The 15,772-nt window shown below is 73.4% G+C and carries 13 protein-coding genes and 1 pseudogene; 6 read left to right on the plus strand and 8 right to left on the minus strand.

Annotated features, from left to right (window positions below):
* Window positions 1-160: 160 nt before the first annotated feature.
* Together GA0115240_RS22500 and GA0115240_RS22505 are read right to left on the minus strand one after the other, a co-directional pair.
* Window positions 161-1,807, minus strand: a complete 1,647-nt coding sequence (locus GA0115240_RS22500) for a tannase/feruloyl esterase family alpha/beta hydrolase (RefSeq protein WP_093739013.1) — start codon at window positions 1,805-1,807, stop codon at window positions 161-163.
* A 97-nt stretch (window positions 1,808-1,904) separates the two neighbouring features.
* The gene (locus GA0115240_RS22505; RefSeq protein WP_093739015.1) at window positions 1,905-2,447 is read right to left on the minus strand and encodes a DUF308 domain-containing protein; all 543 of its coding nucleotides are present in this window, start codon (window positions 2,445-2,447) and stop codon (window positions 1,905-1,907) included.
* 299 nt (window positions 2,448-2,746) lie between these two features.
* Between GA0115240_RS22505 and GA0115240_RS22510 the strand changes: the two genes are divergently transcribed.
* Together GA0115240_RS22510 and GA0115240_RS22515 are read left to right on the plus strand one after the other, a co-directional pair.
* Complete coding sequence (locus GA0115240_RS22510) at window positions 2,747-2,953, plus strand: hypothetical protein (protein ID WP_093739017.1); 207 nt, start codon at window positions 2,747-2,749, stop codon at window positions 2,951-2,953.
* A gap of 65 nt (window positions 2,954-3,018) precedes the next feature.
* On the plus strand, window positions 3,019-3,843 hold the full coding sequence (locus GA0115240_RS22515; RefSeq protein WP_093739019.1) for an MOSC domain-containing protein: 825 nt from the start codon (window positions 3,019-3,021) through the stop codon (window positions 3,841-3,843).
* Between the two features lie 53 nt (window positions 3,844-3,896).
* On the opposite strand, the gene GA0115240_RS22520 is transcribed toward GA0115240_RS22515, so the two are convergent.
* From GA0115240_RS22520 to GA0115240_RS22530, 4 genes are all read right to left on the minus strand, one after another.
* A complete protein-coding gene (locus GA0115240_RS22520; protein ID WP_093739021.1) occupies window positions 3,897-7,769 on the minus strand; it encodes a SpoIIE family protein phosphatase in 3,873 nt (1,290 codons plus the stop codon).
* Between the two features lie 283 nt (window positions 7,770-8,052).
* A complete protein-coding gene (locus GA0115240_RS38495) occupies window positions 8,053-8,184 on the minus strand; it encodes a hypothetical protein (protein ID WP_256069935.1) in 132 nt (43 codons plus the stop codon).
* Between the two features lie 183 nt (window positions 8,185-8,367).
* A complete protein-coding gene (locus GA0115240_RS22525; protein WP_093739023.1) occupies window positions 8,368-9,195 on the minus strand; it encodes an SOS response-associated peptidase in 828 nt (275 codons plus the stop codon).
* 95 nt (window positions 9,196-9,290) lie between these two features.
* Window positions 9,291-10,277 (minus strand): SURF1 family cytochrome oxidase biogenesis protein, encoded by a 987-nt coding sequence (locus tag GA0115240_RS22530; protein ID WP_093739025.1) that lies wholly within the window; start codon window positions 10,275-10,277, stop codon window positions 9,291-9,293.
* Between the two features lie 205 nt (window positions 10,278-10,482).
* Here GA0115240_RS22530 and GA0115240_RS38500 point away from each other — a divergent pair.
* A pseudogene (locus GA0115240_RS38500) lies at window positions 10,483-10,599 on the plus strand (alkaline phosphatase family protein); the annotation flags it as partial.
* A 60-nt stretch (window positions 10,600-10,659) separates the two neighbouring features.
* On the plus strand, window positions 10,660-11,379 hold the full coding sequence (locus GA0115240_RS22535) for a phospholipase domain-containing protein (protein WP_256069936.1): 720 nt from the start codon (window positions 10,660-10,662) through the stop codon (window positions 11,377-11,379).
* A gap of 58 nt (window positions 11,380-11,437) precedes the next feature.
* Here the strand turns inward: GA0115240_RS22535 and GA0115240_RS22540 are convergent, their stop codons facing one another.
* Window positions 11,438-12,301, minus strand: coding sequence for a DMT family transporter (locus GA0115240_RS22540; RefSeq protein ID WP_093739035.1), 864 nt, complete (start codon window positions 12,299-12,301; stop codon window positions 11,438-11,440).
* Between the two features lie 239 nt (window positions 12,302-12,540).
* Entirely contained in the window at window positions 12,541-13,146 is a 606-nt protein-coding gene (gene wrbA, locus GA0115240_RS22545) for an NAD(P)H:quinone oxidoreductase (protein ID WP_093739029.1), read from the minus strand.
* Window positions 13,147-13,423: 277 nt separating this feature from the next.
* Between wrbA and GA0115240_RS22550 the strand changes: the two genes are divergently transcribed.
* Together GA0115240_RS22550 and GA0115240_RS22555 are read left to right on the plus strand one after the other, a co-directional pair.
* Window positions 13,424-13,927: a hypothetical protein gene (locus tag GA0115240_RS22550; RefSeq protein ID WP_093739031.1), complete on the plus strand. Its 504-nt coding sequence runs from the start codon at window positions 13,424-13,426 to the stop codon at window positions 13,925-13,927.
* A gap of 160 nt (window positions 13,928-14,087) precedes the next feature.
* Window positions 14,088-15,299 carry an AAA family ATPase gene (locus GA0115240_RS22555; protein ID WP_093739033.1) on the plus strand — a complete coding sequence of 404 codons (1,212 nt, stop codon included), beginning with the start codon at window positions 14,088-14,090 and terminating at the stop codon, window positions 15,297-15,299.
* The last annotated feature ends 473 nt before the right edge of the window (window positions 15,300-15,772 follow it).

Raw genomic sequence — 15,772 nt, forward strand, 5'->3', positions numbered from 1 at the left:
GCGGCCGACGACCGCCACGGCGTGCCCCGCCGCGCCGAGCTTTCCGGCGCCGACCGCGCCGACGGGGTGGCGGCCGGCCAGGAACGCGCGGCCGCCACTCCGTCCTGTCCCCCGCTGTCCGGCACGGTCCCGAGGCATCGGGCGCTGCGCCGGGTGAGCGTCAGGCGGTGGCGCAGCGGTAACTGGCGGCCACCGCCGGGTCACCGTGCCCGTCGTACCGGGAGATCAGCGGGTAGCGGCAGAGGTCGCGGCTGATCGTCCGGCCGGCGGCATCGGTGGTGGCGGCGGGCAGGGTCGCCGGCGCCTTGCCGTGCTCCACCCAGTTCGTCAAGGCGCTCAACGGGTCGGTCGGCACCGGACCGGTACCGCTTTCGCCGCAGTGGCCGACTCCTGGCGCCAGGAAGAGCCGGTAGAAGTCGTCGACCTTCTTCGTCCCGCCCATCAGGCGGTCGACCTGCTGGCGGTAGTCGACGGTCCCCTGTGTGGGGATGTACTGGTCGGCGTCCCCGTGGTAGGTGAGCAGCTTGCCGCCGGCCTTGCGGAAGGCGGACAGGTCCGGGTCGTCGGTGCCGATGACGCCGTCGTACTGCTCCTGCGACTGACGGAAGATCTCTGCGAACTCACGGTAGGTGATGGTGGCGGTGTCGAGAGCGGGCTGGTGCTCCACAAACGTCGAAACCCAGATGGCCGGTACGGGGAAGGGCGCTCCGGACCGGGTGCCGGCCGGGTTCTGCTGGGTGCCGGCCAGTCCGTCGAAGCTCGCTCCGATCGGGATTCCGGACCACAGCTTCTTGCCGGACGGGCTCGTGGGTCCGTCCCAGATCTTCCGCACGACCGTGGCGTCGGCCGCCGAGATCCGCACTGGTTTGCCGTCGCACAGGATGGTCGTGCCGACGAGGCGGCGGGGGTCGAAGCCGCAGTTCTGCGGCTCGGCGATCAAGCCGTCGGGGGCCCCGTCGAGTTTGTCGCAGGCCTTCACCGCGGCGTCGGTGAACGCGCTGAACTCGCAGGAGGTGGGGAAGGTGTGCTCCTGGTTCATCACCACCTGCGGCCACAGCGTCGCCACCTCGAACTCGTCCCAGTTCGTGCCGGGGGCGTCGGCCAGGATGCCGTCGTAGTCGCCGGCGTACCGCTGCGCCTCCATGTAGCCCTCCCGGCCGCCGGTCGAGCAGCCGTTGAAGTAGGAGTGGTCGACCGAGCGGCCGTAGACCTCGGCGGTCACCTCCTTGCCGACGACCGCCAGATCGTGCTGGGCCCGGGAGGCGAAGTCCTCGACCAGCGGCTTGTTCACCGATCCGCCCGGCGTCAGCGCCCACGCGCCGACGTCCAGGTAGGCCGGGGTGACGCCGGCGTCGGTGGTCGCGGCGGCGTATCCGCCCTTGATCGCCGCCGCCAGTCCGGCGCCGAAGTCGCCGGCCGCGTAGGCGCTGCCGCCGACCGCCTGGAAGCGGCCCGTCCAGCCGGTGTCCGGCAGCCAGATCCTCAGGTGCTCGTGGTCGTGGGCGCCCGGGTGGGTCACGGTGACGGTGATGTCGCAGAAGGCCGGGACCCCTTCCGCGGGAGGCGGAGCGGGCAGGGGCGGTACGGCGGGGAAGGTCACGGTGCCGCCGGGCTGGTGGGCGGCCGTCACCGATTCGATCGCGGCGCCGGCCGGCGCGGCAACGGTGACTTCGGCGCATCCGTGGGCAGTCGGGTGCGAGGCCGGGTGCGCGGACAGCGGCGAGGAGGGGCTGACGGCGTTCGCCGACAGGGGCACCAGCACGGAGAGCGCCAGTGCCGAGAGCAGGGCCAGGAGCGGTGGTTTCATTGTTCCTCAAAGGTTTCTGGCAGGGTGGGTCGCCGACGGGCCCGGGTGCCCGCCGGGGCTCGGCGCGGGTGGCGGCGCGGGTGGCGGCGCGGGTCGCTCAGGCCGGGAGGCCGCGGGTGCGGCGCTGCCGCCAGGCGAAGGTCGCGGCCTGCAGGACGAAGAACGTGCCGCCCGCCGCCGTGTAGGTGGTCAGGGCATCGAGGTCCGGGTGCCGGCCCAGCGCCGCGACGAGGTACGTGGCACCCGCGATCACCGACAGCGCGCCGGCGATCAGCATCGGCCACTGCCGGCCCAGCTCGCCGCCGCGCCGCCGCACCGCGACGGTGAACTGGGCGGCGCCGGAGACGATCGCCCAGACCCCGAAGGTGAACAGCACCGCGGCCGGGCCGCGCACCGCGCAGACGCCGAGGGCGACGGCCGCCGCCGCGCTGAGCGCGGTGCCGAACAGTTGCAGCGTCCGGGCCCGGGTGCCGGGGTCCGCGCGGGCATCGAGCAGTGAGGCCACCACGTCGATCAGTGGATAGGCGATGAGCAGGACGACCGACGCCCCGGACAGCGCGTCGTGCACGGTGGAGAAGACGACCGCCCAGGCGATCGCGGCGAGGCCGCGGACAAGGTGGATGCGCAGCAGGAGGGACATGAGGATTCGCTTTCTTTCAGCCCGGGTACGCCGATCACTCTGGCCGGTCGGCCGGCCCCCGGACCCAGGGGAAGTCACTGGGCGGGTCCCTGGTCCGGCGGATCGGCCGCAACCGGGCCCGGGCACCGTGTCGATCGCCGGACCCGTTCGCGGCTCGGTGATCAGCCGCACCGCACTGCCCGGCAGACCGGCCGGCCAGCGCTGAGCCGGGTGCGGCTGCCCGACCACGACAGCGGGGCGCGTCCGGCGGAGATCCCGGTACGCTGCTACCGGAATGTGTCCGACGGGGGGAGCACGGTATGCGGCTCGATGGGTCCAAGATCGTCACCACGCCTGTGCCGGAAGTGCTGGAGGCCCTCGCCGATCGCATGGAGGCGGAAACCGCCGCGTCCCTGGAAGCGCTGCGCCGGCAGGCGGCCAGGCTCCGGGCGGAGAGCGCGGCCACCGTGGCCTCCCTGCGCCAGCAGGCAGCCCGCCTGCGCGACGAGAGCGACTTCGGCCGCTGAGCCCGCCGGGCCCGCCGGACAGGCGGCGCGGGGTGGACCTTTGATCGTGGGTGGGGTGGGGGGACGTGCTGGGGACGGTCGGGGCGGTGTGGCGCTATCCGGTCAAGTCGATGCTCGGGGAGCGGATCTCGTCGGCCGAGGTGACCGATCGCGGGCTGGCGGGCGACCGGGGTCTGGCGGTGGTCGACCGGGAGACAGGCAAGGTCGCCAGTGCCAAGAATCCCCGGCTGTGGCAGTCGCTGCTGTCCTGCGCGGCGGAGCTCGCCGACGAGGCGGTACGAATCACCGGACCGGACGGCAAGACCTGGTGGAGCACCGACGCGGGTATCGACCAGGCGCTGTCGGCGGTGGTGGGCCGCTCGATCACCTTGACCGGTACGCCGCCGGCCCGGGCCGCGTTGGACCGCTCCCGGCCCGAGCAGGTGCTGCGCGACGGCTGGGACGCCGAAGTGGAGGCGGATGTCGTGCGGTTCGGATCGGCGTCCCCGGTAGGTACGTTCTTCGATTTCGCGCCGGTCCATCTGATCAGCACGTCGACGCTGGACATGGTGGCGGCCCTGAGTCCGCGCGGTGTCGTCGAGGCGGAGCGCTACCGCCCGAACCTGGTGATCGACCGGCCGGGCGTGGGCTTCGCCGATCAGGAGTGGGTCGGACGGCACCTGCGGATCGGTGACCGGCTCACGCTGCGCGTGGTGGCGTCGACGCCGCGCTGCGCGGTACCGACGCTCGCGCACGGCGAGCTGCCGCGGGACACCGCGGCCCTGCGCGTGCCTGCCCGGCACAATCGCGTCCCCGCCCTGCCGGGCCGGGACCCGGAGCCGTGCGCGGGCGTCTACGCGCAGGTGATCCGGCCCGGCCTGGTCCGGATCGGGGACAGCGTCCGCACCTGAGCGGCCGGCCGCCGACGCCCGGCCGCCCCCGCGCCCACGGCAGCCGGAGCCGGTCAGGGCTGGCGGTAGACGAGGAGGGCCACGTCGTCCTCGTGGTGCTCGGCGCCGAGCAGGGTTGCGCAGATGTGCTCCACGACGGCGGCCGGCGGGCGGCCCGGGCTGCCGGCCAGCGCGGCGGCGGCCCGCGCGATGCCGGCGTCGATGACCTCACGGCGGCGTTCGACCAGTCCGTCGGTGTACAGCAGCAGGACCGAGCCCGGCGGCAGGTCGGTGATCGTCTCGGGGCGGGCACTGCGGCTGCGGACGGCGAGCGGCACCGACCGGGCCCGGTCGAGATGGCGTACGGCGCCGTCGGGCCCGGCGAGCAGCGCGGGCAGGTGCCCGGCGCTGCTGTACTGCACGGTCGCGGCCGACGGATCGATGACGGCGCAGAACACCGTGGTGCAAAATGCCCCGTCGAGCAGGCGGCCGAAGCGGTCCAGTGCGTCCAGTACGCGGCCGGGGCCGTTGTTCTCCAGCAGCAGCGCCCGGGCGGCGCTGCGCAGTTGGCCCATGACGGCGGCGGCGACCAGGCCGCGGCCGACCACGTCCCCGACGACGACTCCGTACCGGCCGTCGGGCAGTTCCACCACGTCGTACCAGTCGCCGCCCACCTCCAGGGTCGAGCTGGCGGGTTCGTAGCGGACGGCGAAGGCGGCGGGCAGGACGGTGGGGCCCAGGATGGCCCGCTGAAGGGCGACGGCGACCTGGCGCTGTTCGTCGTAGGCGCGGGCGCGGCTCAGCGCCCGCTGCATGTGGCCGGTGAGCTGGACCAGCAAGGTGCGGTCGGCGACGGAGAACGGGCGGGCGGGGTCGAACTCCAGCCAGACCAGGGCCTGGTCGACGCCGTCGAAGACCGGGGCACCGACGGATGTCACCGGTGCGGACAGGTCCGCGGTGTCCGCCGCGGCGCCGTCGTCACGGGCGATGAAGAGGCGTCCGGAGCGGGCGTACTCCGCGGCGCGCGGCGGCGGCAGGCCGGGGCCGGACAGGGCGCCGGGGCCGGTGGTCGCGACGGCTGCGAGGTCGCCGGAGCCGTTCCAGCGCAGCAGGGAGACCCGCCGGGCCCGCCAGCAGTCGCGCAGTTCGGCCAGCGCGACCTTCAGGACCTGGGCGCTGTCGTCGACACCGGCCAGCAGCCCCGCCAGGCGCGCGACGGCGGCGTCGCGCTCGGCGGTCAGGTGCTGGGCGGTGATGTCTCGCAGGGTGCCGACCAGGAGCTGCCGTTCGCCGTCCCGGTCGTAGAGGGAGTCCAGCGCCACGTCGACCCACAGCCGGCGGCCGTCGCGGTGCCACAGGGGCAGCACGAAACGTCCGCTGCCCCGGGCCCGCACCACGGTGAGGGCGTCGGTGACCAGGGCGAAGCCTTCCGGGTCCTGCTCGGCGGTGGGCCACCAGGGATGCGGAACGGGCCAGGGCAGCTGGGGCGCCCGGTAGCCGAGCAGTTGGGCGAAGCCGTCGTTGATCTCGATGACCGCGAGATCGGGGCCGGCCACGAAGAAGCCGTCCTGCATGGCGTTGACCAGGGCGGTGCGCCAGGCCGACTCGTGGTTGCGCAGCCGGGCCAGGTCCAGGTTGGAGCGGACCCGCGCCAGCAGGTCGGCCGACGAGAACGGCTTGGCCAGGTAGTCGTCGGCGCCCGCCGCCAGGCCCTCGACGGCCGCCTCCTCGCCGGCGCGGGCGGACAGGAACACGACGGGGATGCGGGCGGTGGCCGGATCGGCGCGCAGCGCGCGGAGCAGCGCGAAGCCGTCCAGGCCGGGCATCATGACGTCGGTGAGGATCAGGTCCGGTCGCAGGCGGCGCGCCTGATCGAGGGCGTCCTGCCCGTCGGCGGCCACCGCGACGGTGTACCCGGGTTCGAGCAGGCCGGTCAGGTAGGTCCGCAGGTCGGCGTTGTCCTCGGCGACCAGGACGGTGCCGGAGACCGCGAACGGTGGCGGCGCCGGGGCCGGACCGGGGTCGCCGCCGCCGACCGGGGCGCTCCACTGGAGGGCTTCGGCCAGGTAGTCCTCGGCGACCCGGCCGGCGCCGCTGCCGGCGCTCCGCCGGTCCGCGGTCGCCGTGAAACGGGCCGGAATCCGGACGGTGAGAGTCGTACCCCGGCCGAGCCGGCTGGCCGCTTCCGCTTCGCCGTCATGCAGGGCGGCCAGCTCCCGGACCAGTGCCAGTCCGATGCCGGAGCCCTCGTGCGATCGCCCGTCGGCTCCGCGCACCTGGTGGAAGCGCTCGAAGACGTGCGGCAGTTCATCGGGGGGTATGCCGACGCCGGTGTCGCTCACCCGCAGTTCGACGGTGCCGGCCGCGACGCGCAGGACGATCCCGATCTCGCCTTCGCGGGTGAATTTCACCGCGTTGGAGAGCAGATTGAGTACGATCCGCTCCCACAGCTCCGGATCGGCCAGCACCGGCCGCGCGATCGCTGGGCAGTCGATGGTGAATCCCAGGCCGGCCCGCCGCACGGCGGGCGCGAAGGATTCCGCGATGCCGCGGGTCAGGCCGCCCAGTTCCACCCCGACGGGGTCGGAGCGCAGCTGGCCGTCCTCGATACGGCTGAAGTCGAGCAGCGTGTCCACCAGCCGCCGCAGCCGGCCCGCGTTGCGGTGGATGATCTCCATCCGGGCGCGCTGGCCGGGCGGCAGCGGCTCCCGCCGGTCGGCGAGGCCGTCCTGGGCCGGTCCGGAGATCAAGGTCAGCGGGGTGCGCAGCTCATGGCTGACGCCGGTGAAGAACCTCGTCTTGGCGTGGTCCAGCGCGGCCAACTGTTCGGCGCGGCGCAACTGGTCACCCAGCGCCTCGGCGTCGGTGACCGCCGCCGCGAGGTGGTCGGCGGCGAGATTCAGAAAACCCCGGTAGGGCTCGTCCAGCGGCAGGTAGGGGCTGACGCCGAACACCACCACCCCGCGCGGGCGCTCCTCGCCGGCGCCGGCCAGCGGCAGGGCCACCGCGGTGTCCACCGGCGCCTCACCGGCGGGGTGCGCGCCGGGCAGCAGCCGGCCGGCGAGCTGCCGGGCCAGCCCGGTACGCGTCTGCGCCACCCGGCCGGTCACGGCCCGCTCTATCCAGTCGTGGTCGCTGTCGCCGTCCGGCCCGGACGGCCCGTCCGGCGGCGCGAGCAGCGGGTGCGGGACGGCGCCGGCCGGCCCGGCCAGGCCGAAGGAGGCCACGGGGTCGCCCAGGCCGCCCTCGTCGGCCAGCAGGTGCACGAAGCCGAAGGGGATGTCCTCGCGGTGCTCGTCCAGGACGCGCATCGCCGCCCCGCACGCCTGGCGCGCGTCGGCGATCCGGGTGGAACGGGCCTCGCCCAGTTCCCGCAGGGCGCGCAGCCGCCGGGTGCCCAGCACCTGGCCGGTGGTCTCGGTGACCACGGTGAGCACGCCGCCCACACCGCCTGCCGCCACCGGGATCGCGCTGTAGGCGAAGGTGAAGTAGACGGTCTCGTCGAAGCCGTGCCGCCGCACGATCAGCGGCAGATCCTCGCGGTAGGTCGCGGCGCCGTGCTCCATCACTCCGCCGATCCACTCGCCCACCACCGGCCAGGCGTCGGACCAGACGCGAGCGCAGGGGCGGCCCAGCGCGGGGTGTTTGGCGCCGAGGATCGGGACGAAGGCGTCGTTGTAGATCATCGCCAGTTCCGGGCCCCACATGACCAGCATCGGGAAGGGGGAGTTCAGGCAGACCCCCGCCGCCGTCCGCAGTTCGGGGCACCACTGCTCGACCGGGCCGAGCGAGGTCTCGGACCACGCGGTCCGCGCCATCAGCCGGTTGAGGGGGCTGTCCGGATCCGCCACCCGCAGCGGCAGCTCACCCGGGAGCCCGGCGACGCCCTCCGGCGTCCGGCCCCTCGGGATTCCGGCCACCACGGCCCCCACCTCCCTGTCGGTCACGTCCAGTCACGCCCTGCCGGTCCGCCCCGCCGGTCCGTCCGGCCGCCTCGGCCGGATCCGCCGAACCGCGTGCAGCGAGCCAACAGGGCCGTTCGGCTGAAAGCAACCCGGCTCCGGACGCGTGCCCGGGGACGGCGGCTGCAAGGCGCCCCGACCGGACGGGCTGGAGACCGAAGGCGGCACAGAGGGGCGGAGCGCCGACACCCTCGGGCAACACGTCCGCGAGGTGCTGGCGCCCGCGCCGGTTTCCGGGAACACTCCTTTCTGGATCACCCGCACCCTGTCAGGCCCGCCACGACCATCCGCACACAGCGGCAAAGGTTCCGATCGTGACCAGGATCGCGATCAGCCGTACGGTCTGCTGGCGATCCTCGATGGCCCGCTGGACCGTTCGCCACAATCCGTCCCACATCATGGCGCACCTCCTTCCCGGAGGCATGAGACCCGTGTCGGCGGCGACATGCCTGCCTGCAATGACGGTGAACCCACCCGTCCCGCAACACACGGCACCACCCCGACCGGCCGGTAATAATAACCCGACAGAGTGACGTAAATCGGTCATATCGGTAGCTCGGGCCGTGGCGGCAGCCTGCTCCGGTCAGGCGCCGCCGTCGGGGCCTTCGTCGGCGCCCGCGTCCGCGTCGGTGTCCGCGCCGATTCCCGCGCCGGGGTCCGCGCCGGAGCCGCCGGGAGTCCCGGGCGCGTCCGAGAGCAGTTCGGGGCCGTTGTTGCGCACGCTGTTGACCAGGGGGGAGACCGCGCGGGCATCCAGGTGACCGTCGGCCGGGGCGGTCAGGAGGGCGCGTACGTCCTGCGGATCCCGGTGGGCGGGGTCGAGCCAGGCGTCGTAGTCGGCCGGGGCGACGGCCAGCGGCATCCGGGGGTGGATCCGGCCCGCGGCATCGGTGGCATCGGTGGTGATGACGGTGAAGGTGGTCCACCACGGCGCCGTGTCGTCGTCCTCGGCCGCCGAACGGTCGCGCCAGAACTCGTACAGCCCTGCCAGCGCCATCACCCCGCCGCCTTCCGGGCTGATGAAATAGGGCTGCTTGCGGGCCTTGGCCCGGCCCGCCGCGGGGACGGGCTGCCACTCGTAGAAGCCGTCGGCCGGCAGCAGGCAGCGGCGCCGGGCGAACGCGCTGCGGAAGGCCGGCTTCTCGGCGACCGTCTCCACCCGGGCGTTGATCAGCCTCGCGCCCCCGTCCGGGCTCTTCGCCCAGGACGGCACCAGGCCCCAGCGCAACGGCCGCAGTTGCCGTACCGGCTCTGAGGAGCCGTGCTCGGCGCGTTCGAGGACCGCCCAGGCCTCGTCGGTCGGGGCGACGTTCCAGCTCGGCGCGATCAGCTGTTCCGGCGGGCCGCCGGTGACCTGGAACAGGCCGGCCAGATCCGCCGGGCTGCGGGTGGAGACATATCGGCCGCACATGGCACCCAGCCTGCCACGCCGCACTCCCCCGCGCCGCGACGGCGTGGCCGCCGCCCGAGGCTCCGACCGGGGCGCGCCGGCAAGGCCCGCCCGGATCAGGAGGAAGCGCGCTGCGCGCCGCTGCCCGCGGGCTGCTCGTCCGCGGCGAGTTCGCCGGGACCGGCCGCTTGCCCGGGATCGACCGTATCCGCCGCGCCGGCCGCATCCGCCGGCGCGCGTTCGTCCGGCGGGTCGGGCGGTCCGGCCGGCGGGGCGGCGGCGTCCTCCGGATCCTGCTCCGGGTCGGGCTCCCGGTCCTTCTTCTGGTCCTTGAGCTCCTGCCGCAGCAGGATCCACCAGCCGACGGGGACCATCAGCACGAACAGCCACCACTGGATCGCGTACGGCAGGTGCACACCCTGGCCGACGATGGCGGCGTCGTTGCTGGACTGGCTGCCGCTGCCGGGCGCGGCGACGAGCTCGGCCGAGTCCGCCCGGGTCAGGGCGGGGCTGGAGCCGACCAGTTCCAGGTAGCCGCCCACCACCGGCTCGGGCAGCGTCTTGGCCTGTTCCCGGCTGCTGATCAGCATGAACTGGCGGGGCGGCAGTCCGGATTCCTCGTGGATACCGCTGATCGCGGAGGTCTCGTCGGGCTGCAGCCGGCCGGTCAGGGTCACCGTGCCCGACGGTGTTCTCGGCAGGGCCGGGAAGGCCGCCCCGTCGGCGTCGTTCGGTGCGACCCAGCCCCGGTTCACCAGCACCGCGTCGCCGTCGGTGGTGATCAGCGGGGTGATCAGGAAGAAGCCGATGGCGCTGTCGGCGTTGGTCCGGCGTCTGACCACGAACTGGTGGGCGGCGTCGTAGTGCCCGGTCGCCGTGACCGGCCGGTACCGCTCGTCGCCGGGGACGGTGGCGCCGGGCCGCGAGAGCGTCCCGATAGGGACCGGTTTCGCGTGGACGGCCAACGAGATCCGGTGGTTGCTGCGGTTGGTCTGCTGGTATCGGTGGAACTGCCACAGACCCAGCCTGTACATGACCAGCATCAGCGCGAGGAATCCCAGGGTCAGGAGTACCCAGCGGCGGGTGAGCAGGACGCGAAGCACACGGTGACCCTATCCCCGCTCCCCGCCGCCCCCGTCTCCGGGGCCCCGGCGGCGGGGGCGGTTCACGCCCGGTTCACTCGCGCGGGGCTCCCACGCGGGCCTCCCGCGCGGACCTTCCGCGTCGCGGAAGCCGAGCAGGTGGGGGCGCCGGGCGGCAGCCGCGACATGGGCGCGGGGCGGGCCGGCGGACGAGTTCGTCTCGGGGGCGCCGATCGGTCTCGGGCCGCGGGTGCCGATGATCGTCATCTCGCCGTGGAGCCGCGGCGGCTATGTCAACTCCCAGGTCGCCGACCACACCTCGCCGCTGCGGTTCCTGGAGAACTGGACGGGCGTCAAGGAGACCAACATCTCGGCGTGGCGGCGCACGGTGTGCGGCGACATGATGTCCGCGTTCGACTTCGGCACCAAGAACACCGCCTTCCCGTCACTGCCGGACACCGCGGCGCTGGTGGCGGCGTGCGACGCCGAGAACTCGCTGCCGGACGCCGCGCCGCCGGCCACCCCGGTCGCCCCGGTCCAGGAGTCGGGCACCCGGCCGGCGCGGCCGCTCGGCTACGGCTTCGACACGACGTCGTGGACGGACACCTCGACCGGGCGGATCTGGTTCAAGACGGTGGCGACCGGGACCCTGGGCGGCGGCTTCACGGCGTACACCGTCAACTACCGGGGCTACGACAACTGGCGCTACACCCTGCCATCCGGGGGATCGATCTCCGACTACTTCAGCGCCCAGACCTACGGCGGCGGCCTCTACGACATCGACCTGCACGGTCCGGACGGCTATCTGCGCGGCTTCAAGGGCGATGTCCGCACCTGGTCCAGCACCTCGAAGGCGCACCCGGAGGCGGCGCTGTCGATCGCGCCGGCCGCGCCGCTGGCGCTCACGGTCACGCTGACCAACTCCGGTCCGGTGGCGGCGACGTTCACGGTGGGGCCCAACGCCTACACCGGCACCGGCGGGTCGGCGGTGCCGGTGCCGGCCGGCGGCACCCGTACGGTCGTGCTCGGGCCCGCGTCCGACGGGAACTACGACTACACGGTGACCGCCGATGTCGGCGACGGCTTCGAGCGGCGGTTCGCGGGACGTACCTACCCGGTGTGACGGCCGGCCGGACCCCGGCCGGCCGCCGCCGCGGTGGCCGGCCGGGCGTCCGCCCCGGTCAGTGCGCGAGTTCCCGGGTCAGCGGGACGGCCCGGGACAGGTGGATGGTGCCGGTGACGATGAGGGCGATGGCGCCCACCTCCGGCAGCAGCCACCAGCCGGTGCGTACGTGCTCGGAGTAGACGGTGATGCCCAGCACCAGGCTGACCACCGCGTCGCCGAGGGTGAGGGCCGGCTGGGAGGCGGCGATGGGGCCGGCCTGCAGGGAGTTCTCCAGCAGGAAGACGGCGAGGATCCCGAAGACCGCGAAGCCGTAGGTCTGCCAGGAGGTCAGGAACGCGCTGAAGCCGTGCGAGGAGAAGGTGTCGGCGGCCGACTTCAGCAGGGCGGCGGTCAGGGCGTTCCCCACCGCTGCGCCGGTCGCCAGCAGGGCGGCGCGGGCCGGGCCGGACGGGCGGTGCCGGGCTGCCGACACCGAGAACAGCAGCACCCCGGCGCACACGGCCAGGGCCGGGATCCACCGGGCAAGCGACGCCTGCGCGTTGCCCCCGGTCGGCGCGGCGAAGGCCAGGCCGATGGCCAGGCCGGTCACCATGAAGCCGACCGCGATCCAGCCGGAGCGCGGCAGGCTGCGCTGCAGCACCGGCAGGCTGATCAGCAGCGCCAGGGGCAGTTCCAGGATGAACACCGGCTGGGCCAGCGCGAGCGGCCCGGTGACCAGGGCCAGCGCCTGGAACAGGGCGGCGCCGATCACGCCGCAGATACCCAGCAGCCACACCGGCTGATGGACCATGTCCACCATCAGCCGCGGTCGCAGGGCGTCCTCGGGCGGCACGGTCAACGCGGCCTTGCGTTGCAGGACCGTGCCCGTCGCGTTGCTGGCGGCGCCCAAGAACGCGAAGAACACACAGAGAACCAGCAGGGCCGGCCTCCCGCGGCGTAGAGGGCGATGACTCGTGGGCGCGGGCGGAGCCGCGGACGAGTCGGGGACGTGGCAGACCCAGCATTCCAGCCGCCCGGCCCGGACCGGGCACCGGCCCGGGTTGACCGGGCCGCCTTCACCCGTACGACGGGCTGGACGTCCTCGTACGGGGTGCGGCGCACCGCCCGGCCGGGGCGCCCGGCCCGGATGGGCGCCCGGCTCGCCGGCGCCGGCGGCGGTCAGCCCGCGAGGCGGCCGGCGATGTCGGTCAGGTGCCGTCCCTGGTAGTTGGCGGCGTCGAGAGCGGCCTGGTTCGGGAGCTGGCCGGGACCGCCGCTGGGCCAGCTGGTGCCGTACGGGTTGCCGCCGGCGGCGAACAGCAGCGGGTCGGTGTAGCCGGGCGGCACGATCACGCAGCCCCAGTGGTAGAAGACGTTGTTCATCGACAAGATGGTCGACTCCTGGCCGCCGTGGCGGTTCTGCGACGAGGTGAAGCTGGTGGCGGGCTTGGCGTGGAAGACCCCCGCCTGCCACTGGACACCGGTCTGGTCGATGAACTGCTTCAGCTGGGCGGCGGAGTTGCCGAAGCGGGTCGGGGAACCGAAGGCGTAGGCCGTGGCCCACTCGAGATCCTCCATGGTCGCCTCCGCGACCCGGTCCTTGGTGGCGTCGACGTGGGCGCGCCAGGCGGGGTTGGCGTCGATGGCGGTGTCCGGCGCGAGTTCCTTCACCCGGCGCAGTCGTACCTCGGCGCCGCGGCTCTCCGCGCCCTGGGCCACGGCTTGCGCCAGGGCGTGGACGCTGCCGGTGGCGCTGTAGTAGATCACTGCGACTCGAACACCCATGGGTACGCTCCTGCCTGATCGGTGGTGGTACGCACGACTATGACCGTTTGCCGCATTCGGCACGTTCATCACCCCAGGTGCCCGTCCGGTTCCACCCGGACAGCGGTACTCGACATCTTTTTGTCACAAAGTGGCAACTACTCGACCGACTGGGGCGACTTGCTGGGATGCTCCCGGTCTCCGAGTAGAACGAAGCCTTGGGGGCCTTGTGCGGAACCTCGAAGAAATCGGCGCGCCATGGGCGCCGGAAACCGAAAGAAAAAAGAAGTCGCGGCTCGTGCCCGTGCTGGTGTGCACCCTCTCGTTCGCGGCGGTTCTGGGCATCATCCTGGTCACGACGAACATCGGCCACGGCCACACCCCGGCCGCGGCCGGCACCCGCAGCGCCCAGCCGGGCTCCGGCGTCGCGCCGGACGCGGCGTCGACGGTGCGCGACTGGTACGTGAAGGGGGGTGAAGGTCATCTGACCACGGTCGCCCGCGATGTCACGAGCATCCAGGACGACCGCTCGGCCGGCGACATGACCAGTATGCAGAACGACTGCGGAACGCTGCTGACCGATGTTCAGGCGGCTCAGGTCTACCCCTCGATCTCCGAGCCGCAGACCGAGTCCCACTGGTCGAAGGCGCTGGGCCAGCTCGGCCAGGCGGCGGCGGACTGCAATGACGGCACGACGGACCACGACTCGGGTCTCGTCTCCAAGTCGGCGAGCGAGCTGAAGGCCGGGAGCACCGAGCTGGCCCTGGCCACGAGCCTGGTCAACTCGCTGTCCGGCAACTAGCCGGCCGGTCACCCCCGGCGGCCGGGCGCCCGCGGGCAGGCGGGTGCACCGGTCCGGCGCGCAGCGGTCGCGACGGCACCCGCACGGCCGTGGCCGACCGGCTCCGCCCGTTTCTGCGTCGTGGGCGGATCGCGGTCCGGGCTGCTGACAGACTGGGTCCATGCACGACGACTACTTCTCCCTCACGCGGGTGCGACTCAGGCAGTACCGCAGCATCGCCGCCGCCGACGTGGAGCTGAGCGGCCTGGTATTCCTCGTCGGGCCGAACGGAGCCGGCAAGAGCAACTTCCTCGACGCGCTGCGCCTGGTCTCGGAGTCCCTGCGCACATCCCTGGCGGACGCGCTCGACGCACGCGGCGGCCTTGCGGAGGTACGGCGGAAATCCACCGGGCATCCCAGCCGGTTCGGTGTCGAGCTGGAGTTCCGCGGCCCCGGTTTCGAGGGCGCGTACGGATTCCAGGTGGCGGGTGCGCGCGGCGGCGGCTTCCGGGTGGTGCGCGAGGAGTGCGGGATACGGTTCGGCGGAACGGGCAAGAGCGCCGGCAAGGAGCCCGGGACGGCCGCCGGTTTCCGGGTGGACGACGGACAGCTGACCTCCGCCACCGAGCGCGGCCTGCCGGCCGCCGATCCCCGCCGGCTGCTGCTGGCCGACGCGGCGAAGCTGAAGGCTTTCCGCCCGGTGTACGAGGGGCTGGCCGGCATCGGCGTGCTGAACCTCGACCCGCAGGCGATGCGCCGGCCCGCCGCGCCCGACGCCGGGCGTTCGCTTCAGCGGGACGGAGCGAACATCGCGGGGGTGCTGCACCGGATGGGCCGCAGCGCGGCCGGCCGGGAGGACAAGATCCGCGTGGAGAGCTATCTGCGGCAGATGGTGCCCGGGGTGCGCGGCGCCGCGCGCCGGACGCAGGGCGGCCGGGAGACGGTGGAGTTCACCCAGGACGTGCCGGGCGCGAAGAATCCCTGGCGGTTCACCGCGCAGTCGGTGTCCGACGGGACGCTGCGGGCGCTCGGGGTGCTGGTCGGGCTGTTCTCGGCGCCCGGCGACCGGTACAGCACGGTGGCCATCGAGGAGCCGGAGACCGCGCTGCACCCGACGGCCTCGGGCCCGCTGCTGGCGGCGCTGCGTGACGCGAGCCTGCGGCGCCAGGTGATCGCGACCAGCCACAGCGCGGACCTGCTGGAGAGCGAGGACATCGACCCGGCGGAACTGCGGGCGGTGCGCTGCACCGACGGCCAGACCGTCATCGGCGCACTGGACGACCCGGGGATGTACACGCTGCGGGCCCAACTGGCCCTGCCAGGTCAGCTGCTGCGGACCGATCAGCTGCTGCCCCGTCCGGTCTCGGCGGAACTCGAAGCGGAGAGCCGCTAGTTACCGGGCAGACGGCCCGGCGGAGTGGAGGGTGTGCGCCGGCTGGAAGTTCTGGCCCCCGTTGGCCGCCGGCGCACGGTGTTGTTCTCATCGTCCGGCTTCTTACTTGCCGGCGGTGCCGCCGGCCTGAGTCGGCTTCGGGTCGCTGGTGCAGCCGCCACGGCGGCAGTCCACGTTAGGGCAGGACATGGCTTACTCCTTTCACCTGAGCTTCCCCGGGTACCACCACCGGCTCGGCAACCCCACACGCCTCGCCGACCTCGTTCGGCAGTCCGGTGACCAAGGACTCGTCTGCCCCGGTGGGCCGGTGTAAACCGCACATCGGACCCGGCCGGCCGCCGAACGAGTCCTCGGCCTCCGTCGCGCCATGCGTGCACCCGGGAAGAGGCACCGCATCTCGTATCAAGGACGCAGCCGGACGGAAAGCGGTTCCCTGGCCAAGGATTGAGGCGGCGGCTGATTTCCCACCGGCC

The organism is Streptomyces sp. DvalAA-14 (assembly GCF_900091855.1).
Lineage (GTDB): Bacteria > Actinomycetota > Actinomycetes > Streptomycetales > Streptomycetaceae > Actinacidiphila.